Source organism: Peribacillus sp. FSL R5-0717, assembly GCF_038002945.1.
In the GTDB taxonomy this organism is placed as follows: Bacteria; Bacillota; Bacilli; order Bacillales; family DSM-1321; genus Peribacillus; species Peribacillus frigoritolerans.
Genome location: NZ_JBBOOF010000001.1, coordinates 1,319,883 through 1,332,544, shown reverse-complemented (window position 1 = coordinate 1,332,544; position 12,662 = coordinate 1,319,883). Strand labels below are relative to the sequence as shown.

At 43.3% G+C, this 12,662-nt stretch carries 10 protein-coding genes; 4 read left to right on the top strand and 6 right to left on the bottom strand.

Annotated features, from left to right (window positions below):
• Nucleotides 1-78: 78 nt before the first annotated feature.
• On the top strand, nt 79-1,497 hold the full coding sequence (locus NYE65_RS06470; RefSeq protein ID WP_445670403.1) for an amino acid permease: 1,419 nt from the start codon (nt 79-81) through the stop codon (nt 1,495-1,497).
• A 46-nt stretch (nt 1,498-1,543) separates the two neighbouring features.
• On the opposite strand, the gene NYE65_RS06465 is transcribed toward NYE65_RS06470, so the two are convergent.
• Both NYE65_RS06465 and NYE65_RS06460 read right to left on the bottom strand, forming a co-directional pair.
• Complete coding sequence (locus NYE65_RS06465; protein ID WP_106026133.1) at nt 1,544-3,217, bottom strand: ribonuclease J; 1,674 nt, start codon at nt 3,215-3,217, stop codon at nt 1,544-1,546.
• A 142-nt stretch (nt 3,218-3,359) separates the two neighbouring features.
• A complete protein-coding gene (locus NYE65_RS06460; protein WP_328177514.1) occupies nt 3,360-4,253 on the bottom strand; it encodes a TetR/AcrR family transcriptional regulator in 894 nt (297 codons plus the stop codon).
• Between the two features lie 257 nt (nt 4,254-4,510).
• On the opposite strand from NYE65_RS06460, the gene NYE65_RS06455 reads away from it, so the two are divergent.
• Nucleotides 4,511-5,959: a DHA2 family efflux MFS transporter permease subunit gene (locus tag NYE65_RS06455; RefSeq protein ID WP_328177574.1), complete on the top strand. Its 1,449-nt coding sequence runs from the start codon at nt 4,511-4,513 to the stop codon at nt 5,957-5,959.
• Between the two features lie 248 nt (nt 5,960-6,207).
• Nucleotides 6,208-6,909: an alpha/beta fold hydrolase gene (locus NYE65_RS06450; protein ID WP_340860068.1), complete on the top strand. Its 702-nt coding sequence runs from the start codon at nt 6,208-6,210 to the stop codon at nt 6,907-6,909.
• Nucleotides 6,910-6,942: 33 nt separating this feature from the next.
• On the opposite strand, the gene NYE65_RS06445 is transcribed toward NYE65_RS06450, so the two are convergent.
• On the bottom strand, nt 6,943-7,557 hold the full coding sequence (locus NYE65_RS06445) for a TetR/AcrR family transcriptional regulator (protein ID WP_054399846.1): 615 nt from the start codon (nt 7,555-7,557) through the stop codon (nt 6,943-6,945).
• A gap of 190 nt (nt 7,558-7,747) precedes the next feature.
• On the opposite strand from NYE65_RS06445, the gene NYE65_RS06440 reads away from it, so the two are divergent.
• Nucleotides 7,748-8,506 (top strand): SDR family oxidoreductase, encoded by a 759-nt coding sequence (locus NYE65_RS06440; RefSeq protein ID WP_253513348.1) that lies wholly within the window; start codon nt 7,748-7,750, stop codon nt 8,504-8,506.
• A gap of 352 nt (nt 8,507-8,858) precedes the next feature.
• Here the strand turns inward: NYE65_RS06440 and NYE65_RS06435 are convergent, their stop codons facing one another.
• The 3 genes from NYE65_RS06435 to NYE65_RS06425 form a co-directional block, all read right to left on the bottom strand.
• Nucleotides 8,859-9,560 (bottom strand): FadR/GntR family transcriptional regulator, encoded by a 702-nt coding sequence (locus NYE65_RS06435; protein WP_034309657.1) that lies wholly within the window; start codon nt 9,558-9,560, stop codon nt 8,859-8,861.
• A gap of 152 nt (nt 9,561-9,712) precedes the next feature.
• A complete protein-coding gene (gene gudD / locus NYE65_RS06430) occupies nt 9,713-11,071 on the bottom strand; it encodes a glucarate dehydratase (protein WP_283929123.1) in 1,359 nt (452 codons plus the stop codon).
• 33 nt (nt 11,072-11,104) lie between these two features.
• On the bottom strand, nt 11,105-12,466 hold the full coding sequence (locus tag NYE65_RS06425; protein WP_328177519.1) for an MFS transporter: 1,362 nt from the start codon (nt 12,464-12,466) through the stop codon (nt 11,105-11,107).
• Between the last annotated feature and the right edge of the window lie 196 nt (nt 12,467-12,662).

Here is a 12,662-nt window from a genome sequence, read left to right as displayed (position 1 = left end):
AAGGTATTTGAAAACTTCTTCCTTGCATAATTCATTGTGGCATTATCAACACTATGAATGATGGAAGGGGGTAATGTTATGACAACAAAAGCCAATTGCAGTTCAGCGAAAGGAAAGGCTGTCCAAGATTCCAATGCTTCGGGTGAACAACAGGGCGACATGAAATGGTGGCAGCTATCATTGGTCGGCGTAGGCTGTACGATCGGGACAGGGTATTTCCTCGGATCGACCATAGGGATTAAAACGACTGGGCCATCCATTGTATTTTCATTTGTATTGGCTGCACTGGGTACCTATATCGTATATAATCTGCTTGCCAAGATGACAGCTGCCGATCCTCAAGAAGGTTCTTTTTGTTATTATGCCAATAAAGCATTTGGACGATGGGCGGGCTTTAGCTGTGGCTGGAATTATTGGTCCTCCAATATATTGATCATGGGAAGCCAGCTTACTGCACTTTCGCTATTATCTCAATTTTGGTTCCCGAAAGTGCCGCTTTGGCTATTTGCATCCGGTTTTGCCATTGTTTCAATCGTGGTGGTATTGCTGGGAACAAAAGGGTTCGACAGGGTGGAAAACATCCTTGCTATAATTAAGACAGCAGCAATCGTAATGTTTATCATCATTGCAATATGTGCCGTTTGCGGCTGGTTCGGTCTTGCTGGAGCGAAACCGCCATCATTTCCGAATACGTTCAATGAATTATTCCCAAAAGGGTTGAAGGGGTTTTGGACATCCCTTATCTATGCCTTTTATGCGTTTGGCGGCATTGAGGTCATTGGATTGATGGCGATGCAGCTTAAAAAGAAAGAAGATGCACCAAAGGCAGGGACGATCATGCTCTTGGTCCTTACCATTATATATGTGGTTTCATTGGGATTAGCCGTAACCATGATTTCGTTAGGGGCATTCAGTGAAAAAGAAAGCCCATTCGTTTCGGCATTGGACAGTTATCACCTGACATTTTTCCCGCACGTTTTTAATGGTGCGATCATCATTGCCGGTTTCTCGACGATGACCGCTTCACTATTCGGTGTAACCAATTTATTGGTAACGCTATCCAATGATGGGAATGCACCCGCATTATTCATGCAAAAGATCAAGAAATTCAAAGATCTTCCGCTGCCGTCACTGGGGCTTGGAGCCTTAGGTCTTTTAGGATCGATCATCACTGCCTTGCTCCTGCCAGGAAAGATTTATGAATACATTACAACATCAGCTGGTATATTGCTTTTATATAACTGGGCATTCATCATTCTTTCTTCATTCAAAATCTTGGAAAATAAGATGTGGAGTAAGGTTACTGCCGTTTTCGGACTGCTTTTAATTTTAGCGGCCGTAAGTGGAACACTGCTTGAAAAAGAGATACGTCCAGGATTTTTCATCAGCCTTTTATTCATCGTGATCATCGGTCTTGCAGCCCTTTTCATGAAGTTCAAGGTATGGAATAAGAACAAGGCAATGACCGCAAAAGCGAGTAAATCAGGACTTGATTAAAAAAGGAACTCGACTAATTCAAAGTCGAGTTCCTTTCAATTTGGCGCTAAATTTCAATGATTATTGGAAGGATCATTGGTTTTTTCTTAGTTTGATTAAAGAGATATTGCCCCAGTTCCTTCTTAATGGTTTGTTTAATGATGTTCCATCGGTATATTTTTTCACTTTGTAAGTCGTTGACCGTTTTCGTGACAATACGATTCACATTTTTTAGGAGGTCCTCGGAATTTTGAACATATACAAATCCACGGGAAATGGTATCGGGTCCTGAGACTATTTTTCTTTCTGTCTTGCTTAGTGTTATGACGATGACGAGCATTCCATCTTCGGAAAGCTGTTTGCGGTCCCGCAGAACGATTTCTCCAACATCCCCGACGCCAACACCGTCGACAAAGGTATTGCCGGCAGCCACCTTTCTTGTTTGACGGGCAACGGAGTTTTCAATATCCACCACATCACCATTATTGATGATGAAAGTGTGGTCCTTCTCCACCCCGACAGACTCAGCTAACAATCGATGCTGGTGCAGCATCCGATACTCACCGTGAATCGGGATGAAATACTTAGGTTTCATCAGGGTAAGCATGAGCTTTAACTCTTCCTGATAAGCATGTCCGGATACATGCATGCCCGTTACAGTCCCAGAACCGTAAATGACCTTGGCACCTAGTTGAAACAGGTTGTCGATGATACGTGAAACATCCCGTTCATTTCCGGGTATTGGTGTGGAGGCAAGAATCACTGTGTCATCAGGCAATATGCTCATATCCCGATAATTCGAACTGGAAAGGCGGGAAAGGGCGGCAAACGGCTCTCCTTGACTTCCTGTACATAAAACCGCGACCCTTTCCGGAGCATAACTATCGACTTCTTGTGGTTGGATAAGCATCCCATCAGGAACCTCGAGATAGCCGCGTTCAATGGCAACGGTTACGACGTTCACCATGCTTCGTCCAATCAGGGCTAGTTTCCGGTTTGTCTTCTGTGCAGCGTTCACAACTTGTTGAACACGATTGACATTTGAAGCGAATGTCGAGAGGATGACTTTCTGTTTTGCCTGCATGAAGGCCTCTTCAATATGGCTGCCAACCAGATGCTCCGAGGGACTGGAGCCGGGACGCTCTGCGTTCGTGCTTTCCGATAGTAGAACGAGGACACCTTCACTCCCGATTTTGGCCATTTTATGAATATCGGGATACTGATCATTCATCGGAGTCAAGTCAAACTTGAAGTCCCCTGTATGAACGACCGTACCTTCCGGCGTATGCATGGTGACTCCGAGGCAATCGGGAATACTATGATTCGTTTTGAAAAAGTCCAGAACCATTTCCCCGAATTCCAGCTTTGAATCCGAATCGATCTGGATTAATTCCGTATCACCCAAAAGGTTATGTTCCTTTAACTTTAATTCAATCAAACCAAGTGTTAAACGTGTGGCATAAATGGGCACATTCAATTTTTTCAAGAAATAAGGGATACCGCCGATATGATCTTCATGCCCATGAGTCACAATCAAAGCGCGGATCTTCTCCTTATTCTCCTGAAGAAAGGAAATATCAGGAATGATCAAATCGACTCCTAATAAACTTTCATCAGGAAACTTTGCACCACAATCAATAATGACGATATCGTTAGAATATTGAATCACATACATGTTTTTACCGATTTCATTCACTCCGCCCAGAGCCAATATGGACAAAGCATTCTCTTTCACACTCAAGTAGATAGACCTCCCTTTATTATGATAAGGATAGTGTTTCCTTAGGTCGCTTTTATAAAACCAACTCTTTTTTAAAATCAGGCTAATTCAAAAAGCCATAAAAAAACACCTGCCGCTTTCGGTAGGTGCGTATCTTCAATCTTCATCGGCTCAAGCAAGAATGGATGCTTTCTTCAAAAGGCTCCAATGCTTGGATCTGTGAAGCATATCCAGTTTTCAGAGTTGCTAGCAGACTTTCTATCAGGAATTCTCGCGGTTTGTCTGACTGCATTAGCTCATCTTGGATGAAATCGACCAATTCAATGGCTCTTCTTCGATCTTCATCGCAAGGAATAGCCTTGTTTATCGCTTTTTTCAATTCCGTGGTGGAATGAAGCAAATCATTATGGCAAGCATCAAGCTGGTTTGTGAATTTTGGAAACCACGTATCCATTAATTCCGGATCAATGATCTGTTCCCCGCTTTCAGCCACTTCATTGACTAAATGGACAATGCGATTCATGCAATAGCGGATAATTTGTATATCCGGTGTACCGGCGGGATTAGCACGGTAACTAAAATGATTCATGTGGGTCATCATCGAATGAAAGATAATGACGCTATCTAAAAGATAGGGTTTTTTACTTTCACCGAAGATATCGATAAAACGGTTATACATCCAGCGTAAGCTCAACAATAGCGTCTTATTGATGAATTGCTTTAATTCTTCATCATTGGAAACACGGACTTCTTCGATCAGGATAAGCAATTTGCTTTGCTTGTTCACCATCAATTGCAGTTCGAGCTGCCGGATGAAAATTTCAATATCGGCGGAATCTTGACCAATCAACAGTTTTTCCCGTTCATGGCGAATCTTTGTATAAAAGGAGCGGAAAATAGCTATAAATAATTCACCCTTCGAAGGGAAATAATTATAAAATGTACCTTTTGATATACCGCTGCCGTCTAAAATGTCCTGAATGGACGTTGCTTGGTAGCCTTTGTCAATAAACAGCTTATGAGCCGTATCGATGACATTCTGCCTTCGATTGTTCATTATATCACCTGATTTTCATTATACTGCTTGTATAAAATTAATCGTACTCTATTTTTCATCACAGCACAAACCCCTATTTAAACCAGTAAATTTTTATTGCAAAAAATGAACTAGGGGTATATTATTGATTTTGTGAGTTTTTAATATACCGCTCGTCTAATTAAATGAACCAATAGTTTGAATGGAGGAATAGATAAAAAGTGAGTACTGCACAAATAAATGAGAAAAAAGGTTCGTATGGCATTTTGGCCATACTGATGGTCGGTGCGTTCATAGCGATACTGAATTCAACCCTTTTAAATATTGCACTGCCATCAATCCAAATAGACCTGGGAATCGAGACTTCCACAGTCCAATGGCTGACAACAGGCTACATGCTCGTGAACGGAATCATGATTCCGACAACTGCCTTTTTAATAAAAAAATATTCGGTGCGTAATCTGTTCCTGACAGCCATGCTCCTATTCTCAATCGGGACGATTGTGGCAGGTGTAGCGCATGTATTCCCGCTATTATTGAGCGCACGTATGGTTCAGGCTGCAGGTTCGGCAATCATGATGCCATTATTAATGAACGTACTTTTAACTTCTTTCCCTGTTGAAAAACGGGGCTCGGCAATGGGACTATTCGGTTTGGTCATGATGTTTGCCCCTGCAATCGGGCCGACGCTTTCAGGCTGGATCATTGAACATTATGATTGGAGAATGCTATTCCATTTCATTACTCCGCTAGCTTTACTAGTGCTTATTTTCGGCTTCTTTAAACTTAAAGACCACAAGGAAAAAGTCAATATTTCAATTGATAAAATATCGGTCATCCTTTCAAGCTTAGGCTTCGGCGGTTTGCTTTACGGGTTCAGTTCGGCAGGCAGCAAGGGGTGGGATAGCCTTGAGGTATACGGGACACTGATTGTCGGTGCCATCTCTCTGATCCTTTTTATAACACGCCAGCTTAAAATGGAAACACCAATGCTTGAGTTCAATATCTTCAAGCACCCGATGTTCGCTTTATCCGCAACGATCTCAATCGTACTGAACATGGCGATGTTCTCGGGGATGATCTTAATTCCGATGTACACACAAACAGTACGTGGCATTTCACCATTCGATTCTGGATTATTGATGCTTCCAGGTGCGTTATTAATGGCTCTCATGTCACCGGTCACCGGTAAGCTTTTCGATAAGTTCGGTGCCCGCATCCTTGCTTCAATCGGTTTGCTTATCACCGTGGTAACTACGTATTTGCTAAGTAAATTATCAATGGAAACTACGTATACAGAAATTGTAATTCTGTTTTCCGTTCGTTCCTTCGGGATGTCAATGTCCATGATGCCGATCATGACAAATGGTTTGAACTCGCTGCCAGCCCGCATGAACCCGCACGGTACAGCCATGAATAACACACTGAACCAAATTTCCGGTGCGATCGGTACGGCATTGCTCGTTACGGTCATGTCTAACCGTGCAGCTTCTACTGCCGAAGATTTAATGACGAAAGCGATGAGCAAATTAACAAGCCAGCCCACCGCTGAGATGATGGGCCAAATGAAAGCCCAAATCGGGATGCAGGCAATGCTGGATGGAATTAACTTCTCCTTCTTTGTATCTACCTTCATTGCCGGTGTGGCGCTGATTCTGGCATTATTCATTAAGCGTGCTTGGCCGGCTGAAGAAAAACCAGCTGTGAAAAAAGATCAAACCGCTTAAATGAAACAATAAAAGGCCCTATGCCACCTGAATCGTTCAGGCAGCATGGGGCTTTTTCTATTCTGCTTTTCACGTTAAGGCCCGTAACGGAATGTAATTCAGGCTGCTGCGGAATTAAGCCAAAGGATGAATAATGGATGAAGGCATAAAACGTATAATTTACTTATAGTCAACATAGTATTTTAGAGGTTTTTTTTAAAATAGATCGGGGTTCAAAATGACGAATCCGATCCTGGGAGTGAACGGAGATGGAAATTAGGGTTAATCAAATTGAGTTGAATGGACTCACGTTTCAATATCGGGAGTGCGGGTATGTTTCTGCTCCACCGCTTGTTGTTCTTCATGCACTGGGAAAAAGTTCGGAATCATGGGATGAAGCGGCTGCCGCATTAGGAGAAAGTTATCGTGTTTTAGCTTTAGATCAACGGGGCCACGGTGGGAGTGCGAGAACGAATACATATACTTTTGAATCGATGCGTGATGATTTGCTTCTTTTTGCAGATGCGCTTGATTTGGGAAGGTTTTCGCTAATGGGGCATTCCATGGGGGGGACGGTTTCCTATCTTTTCTCACAAACCTTTCCTTCGAGGATAGAAAGATTGATTGTCGAAGATACGCCGCCTCCTTTCTCGGATAAACCAATGGAGGTTCCTTCCAGGCCTTCTATCCCACTGCCGTTTGATTGGCAGGTAGTGCCTTCGATTTTACAGCAGCTTAATGAACCCGATCCCGAATGGTGGGCACGCCTCGCCGATATTATGATGCCGACGCTTGTTATAGGGGGCGGGGCCAGCCATATTCCCCAAAACAAATTGCAGGAGGTTTCCGAGCTTATCCCGAATTGCGAATTGGTGACGATAGAGGATGCCGGACACTTTGTCCATGATGATGATTTATCAGCTTTCTTGTCTGTTGTAAAAAGGTTTCTTTCCAAAGGGCAGGCGATTTAAAGCAGAAATAAGAGGGTTGCTGGTGCAGCCCTCTTATTTCTGCTTTAAATGGTTTATTTTAAAGACGGCATTTACCGATTTATTATTAAGGATTTCCAGCAGCTGTTCAGCCATATAGTCAGCGCTATATTTAAAGCCAGTGTTGACCCATTCGATGATCATGCCCAATATCGCATATGCTTGGTAACTGGAGGCGAGTTCTTTATTGATCTTAGGGTTCGGCCGGTAATCTTCCAGGTCCTCCACTGGAAGTTTCTTCAACTCATTACAAATCCGTTCCAGTAATGTAGGCCATGCATTCGACTTTAGGATGAGGGTATAAATGTTTGCATGGTTAGCTACATGTTCAAATATTTTGATGACCGAAGCCGTTAGTTCATTGATGGTGAAAGTTTCGGCGTTCTTATAAGGTTCCCGGTAAGATATGATCAAATCGGCAATCACATCCTCCATGACCTCTTCAAGCAGTTCCTCTTTGTACTGATAGTGTTTATAAAATGTACCCCGATTAAGGTCGGCGAGTTCTACAATATCAGTAATCGATATCTCCCTGAAATCCTTACTTTGCATTAAAGAAATGAGGGATTCTTTCAAAGCCATTTTGGATTTCCTGATCCTTCTATCAATCCCAGTATTATTATCAGTCATTTTCTTCATCCTTTGTTCGTTATTGTGCTTTTAATAAACATAGTTACTACTTTCTGTTCATTATTCAACATTGGGGCCAGCATTTGCTGATTGTATAAGCCTACTGAAACTAATTATACTATAAAGGAAGGTAGATAATGAACATCTGTACAATAAGTAACGCTTCACTAGAATGAATGGGGGAGTTCAAATGAAATTACAAGACAAAGTTGCTGTTGTGACAGGAGCAGCATCAGGCATGGGGAAACAAATTGCCATAGATTATGCTCGAGAAGGAGCTAAAGTCGTCGTATCGGATTTAAATCTTGATGGTGCGAACGATACGGTGGAAGAAATAAAAGCGAATGGCGGAGTGGCCTTTGCCATTAAAACGAACGTAGCGGTGGAGGAAGATATTCAACATTTAATCGATACCACGGTCAGTACGTATGGAACGGTGGATATTTTGGTGAATAACGCGGGTATCATGGATGGCATGGAACCTGCTGGGGACATTGAAGATGCTAAATGGGATCGGATTTTTGCCATTAACACGACAAGCGTCATGCGTTCGACTAGAAAGGTGATGCCGATCTTTTTAGAAAAACAAAAAGGGGTCATCATCAATATTGCTTCTGCTGGCGGTTTGTACGGTGCCCGGGCTGGTGCTGCTTACACTGCCTCTAAACATGCAGTCGTTGGTTTCACGAAAAACACGGGCTACATGTATGCCAATAAAGGGATTCGCTGCAATGCTATAGCACCAGGCGGAGTAGAAACCAATATTGGTTCCAGCATGACGAATATCAATGAGTTTGGCTTCTCTCGCCAACAACTGGGTATGGCAATCAATCCACGAAACGGCAAACCTGAGGAAATCGCTAAAGTGGCATTATTCCTTGCTTCAGACGATTCCAGTTTTGTTAATGGTACTGTCATTACGGCAGATGCTGGTTGGAGTGCATACTAAACCATGAATTAAAAAGAATCCATGCATTCCTGCCAGTAAGCAGGGATGCATGTTTTTTTGGTGGAGCCTTGGCAGGATATTTGGGTGGGGATTGTGGTTAGCCAGCAATTTCCATGAGGAAGGTTTAGACTTCATCGGGTGATTTCAATCGAAAGTGGATTAGTGGGGGCTGGATAGTTCCGTTACTATCCAGTTTTTCTCAAAAAGAATTATGCTATCAATGGATTTAAAAGATAAGTTGAACTCTGAAATCTCGGAAGCAAAATAGGTTCCCTGAAAAAATCCACTTTCCTTATGAAATAGAATCATTGAGTGATCCATTAGTTTGCTGCGGTACCTCGCAAACAATATATTAATGTTCGTGAGAATATTGAAGGACTTTCTGACGGACGTAATCAAGGTGCTTGTACATTTGGCTGAATGCTTCATGTGGATCATGTGCTGCAAGTGCAGCATAGATGGCTTTATGATACTTCACAGTCAGTTCCCGTTCCCTGAATTGAATCAAGCTATTTATTTTATTATGAGTGATCAATAAGGAATCGATCATGCCTTCAATGATGGGATTGTTCGCACTTAAAGCGATGATCTTATGGAATTCTTTATCGGCCTCTCCATAATCGTTGTCTTCACTATTGGCAATCGTGTCAATCGTAACCTGCAGTTTCTCCAGTTGCTCGTCTGTGATCTTCTCGGCAGCCATTGTTACTAATCCCAACTCCAAAGCCATTCGCGCTTCGATGATCGCTGGTAAATTATCCGTAGCCAGCGCAAGCATGACAGAGAATGGATGTGTACCGATTTTATCGTTAAAAAAGGTTCCTTCACGCGTTTTCCGCGTAATGACCCCTAGTGTATCAAGGGCACTGAGCGCCTCACGTAAAACAGGCCGGCTTACTTCAAGTTCTTTCATAAGTTCCATTTCAGGAGGCAGTTTGTCGCCCGCTTTCATTTGTCCAGTGACGAGCAGATGCACAATTTGATCCACGACTTGTTGTGAAAGAGTGTTGCGATGTACCGATTGTACGCCTAATTTCTTTGACGATTCTTCCATTGTGTAACCCCTTTTCTGTTAAAGCCTATATGTATTCCTACTGTAAGACTAATTATATAATATAATACACTTATTTGCATGTAGACCTATGTCCAAAAAAAGTAAAATGCGCCGCTCTAAAGAGAGAGACGCACGCATTGTTGGAAAAAAAATCATCTGACAAGGCAAGGTGATTTCGGATTGAACTTCCATCCGGAAACCAAGTATTGCATAGCCATTGAATCATCACGGGCACCAAGTCCTTTTTGTTTATAAAGCTGATGTGCCTTCTCGATTTGTTCCATATCCACTTCAATTCCAAGTCCGGGTTTGGAAGGGACATCGACCATTCCGCCGACAATTTTAAAAGGTTCTTTCGTCAAACGCTGACCATCCTGCCAAATCCAGTGGGTATCGATCGCAGTGATTTTTCCTGGTGCGGCTGCAGCAACGTGTGTAAACATGGCAAGTGAAATATCAAAGTGATTATTCGAGTGTGATCCCCAAGTCAAGCCCCAGTCGTTACACATTTGAGCGACACGGACGGACCCTTGCATCGTCCAAAAATGCGGATCGGCAAGAGGAATGTCCACGGATTGAAGTTGAATGGAGTGCCCCATTTGCCTCCAGTCCGTTGCAATCATATTCGTAGCGGTTGGGAGGCCCGTTGCACGCCTGAATTCCGTCATGATTTCCCGGGCGGAAAAACCATTCTCCGCTCCGCATGGATCTTCCGCATATGCCAAAACATGATGTTGATCGCGACAAAGTTTAATCGCTTCCTCAAGCAGCCAGCCGCCATTTGGGTCAAGGGTGATCCTGGCTTCAGGGAAGCGTTCCGCAAGTGCTGTCACCGCTTCGATTTCTTCTTCCCCGCGCAAAACCCCGCCTTTCAATTTAAAATCATTGAATCCATAGCGAGAGTGGGCGGCTTCTGCCAAGCGGACGATCGATTCGGGTGTCAGCGCTTCCTCATGACGGAGGCGAATCCAGTCATCTTCCGCTTCCGGTTCGCTTAAATAACCAAGATCTGTTTTATTGCGGTCGCCTACATAAAATAAGTAGCCCAGCATTTCCACTTTATCACGCTGCTGTCCTTCGCCGAGAAGGGCCGCGACTGGAACACCTAAATGTTGGCCAACTAAATCAAGAAGTGCCGCTTCCAATGCTGTTACGGCATGAATGGCAATACGAAGATCGAACGTCTGAAGGCCGCGCCCCCCAGCATCCCGGTCCGCAAACTGCTTGCGGATGGCATTTAGAATGTTGTTGTATGTCCCAATGGACTGGCCCACAACCAATTCTTTAGCATCTTCGAGTGTCTGGCGGATTTTTTCGCCTCCAGGAACTTCACCTACACCCGTATTCCCCGCATTGTCTTTTAGAATGACGATGTTCCGGGTGAAATAAGGAGCATGGGCACCACTCAAGTTCAAAAGCATGCCGTCATGGCCCGCAACTGGAATGACGCTCATTTCTGAAATTACCGGTGTGCCGATTTTTACATGATCCTTTAGTAATTGATTGTTCATGATTTTTCCCCCTATATCAGAATATTTAGTTGATTATGATTTTAACTTTACACGTTTAATTTCACCAACTAGGAATAAATAACTTAAAATCGCGACAAGAGCATTGGCACATACGAAGACTAGCGCACCATTAAACGACCCTGTCGTGGCAATGATATATCCGATGATGATCGGTGTTGTAATGCCGGCAATGTTTCCGAATGTGTTGAAAAGCCCGCCGCTGACACCTGACATTTCCTTTGGTGAGGTATCGGCAACTACCGCCCAGCCGAGTGCCCCGAATCCTTTACCGAAAAACGCAAGGGCCATAACGAAAATGACAACCCATTCGGTATCTACATAGTTTGCTGCCACCAAGCTCATCGATAGAATCATCCCAACAACAATTGGCACTTTTCGGGCGACAGTCAATGAGAATCCCTTCCGTAACAAGAAATCCGAGAATGTCCCTCCGAGAATGCCGCCAAAAAATCCACAAATGGCCGGAAGGGAAGCGACGAATCCAACTTCAAGAATGCTCATGCCCCTTTCTTGTACTAGGTACACAGGAAACCATGTCAGGAAAAAGTACGTTAACGTCGTAATGCAATATTGTCCGAGATAAACACCTAACAGCATGCGATTTGATAATAACTGCTTAATATGATTCCAGTTGACGCCTTTCTTTTCCTCCTTATTTGTACTGGTTTGATCCATATTGATCAAGGCGCCGCCAGCTTCGATATAATCAAGCTCAGCTTGGTTGATGCGAGGATGTTCCTTTGGGCCATAAATCGTTTTCAGCCAGATGAAAGCAACGATGATTCCTAAAGCCCCCATAAAGAAGAAGACGTATTCCCAACCGAATTTATACGTAATGTAACCCATGATCGGTGCAAAGAGAACGGTTGCAAAATACTGGGCCGAATTGAAAGTGGCAGCCGCGGTTCCGCGTTCATGGCTTGGGAACCAGGTGGCAACGATGCGGCTGTTAGCTGGAAAGGAAGGGGCTTCCGCCAGTCCAACTAAGAAACGCAGTCCGAACAATACCATGACAGCCGTTCCCGCAGAACCGAAAAAACCGAGAAACCCCTGTAAAAGCGTAAAGGTAGACCATAACGTAATACTCCAAAAATAAACTTTTTTCGAGCCAAAACGGTCTAAAAGCCATCCGCCTGGAATTTGTCCAGCTACATAAGACCAAGCGAAAGCGGAGAAAACATAGCCCATCATGACTGAATCGAGACCAAGCTGACCAGACATGTCCGTACCCGCAATGGATAGCGTCGCACGATCCGCATAATTCAGGGCTGTAACCAAAAAGAGCATAAAGACAATGAACCATCGTGTGCGTGTTTTTTTCTGGGCACTTGGCAGTTTAGGAGATGGTTGAAAAACTTTTTCTTCAGCGTTCATATACTCACTTCCTTAATCGTATTTTATTATATTTTCTAATTGATACCGCTTACAATGTTAACTGTTTCCTCCTTCGTGAAAATTCTTAATATTTAGTTTTGTCCAATGGTAAGACAAATAAAATTGTTTGTCAATGGCTTTTTTTCTTAAAAGGTTTTTCATTTTAGCTCCTTCATTATCGTGTTTTTTTGTATAT

What these genes read in the sequence shown, in the direction of transcription:
- NYE65_RS06470 (WP_445670403.1), top strand. Translation starts at nt 79, where the DNA reads ATGACAACAAAAGCCAATTGCAGTTCAGCGAAAGGAAAGGCTGTCCAA.
- NYE65_RS06460 (WP_328177514.1), bottom strand. Translation starts at nt 4,253, where the DNA reads ATGAACAATCGAAGGCAGAATGTCATCGATACGGCTCATAAGCTGTTT.
- NYE65_RS06440 (WP_253513348.1), top strand. Translation starts at nt 7,748, where the DNA reads ATGAAATTACAAGACAAAGTTGCTGTTGTGACAGGAGCAGCATCAGGC.
- NYE65_RS06450 (WP_340860068.1), top strand. Translation starts at nt 6,208, where the DNA reads ATGGAAATTAGGGTTAATCAAATTGAGTTGAATGGACTCACGTTTCAA.
- NYE65_RS06455 (WP_328177574.1), top strand. Translation starts at nt 4,511, where the DNA reads ATGGTCGGTGCGTTCATAGCGATACTGAATTCAACCCTTTTAAATATT.
- NYE65_RS06425 (WP_328177519.1), bottom strand. Translation starts at nt 12,466, where the DNA reads ATGAACGCTGAAGAAAAAGTTTTTCAACCATCTCCTAAACTGCCAAGT.
- NYE65_RS06435 (WP_034309657.1), bottom strand. Translation starts at nt 9,560, where the DNA reads ATGGAAGAATCGTCAAAGAAATTAGGCGTACAATCGGTACATCGCAAC.
- NYE65_RS06445 (WP_054399846.1), bottom strand. Translation starts at nt 7,557, where the DNA reads ATGACTGATAATAATACTGGGATTGATAGAAGGATCAGGAAATCCAAA.
- gudD (WP_283929123.1), bottom strand. Translation starts at nt 11,071, where the DNA reads ATGAACAATCAATTACTAAAGGATCATGTAAAAATCGGCACACCGGTA.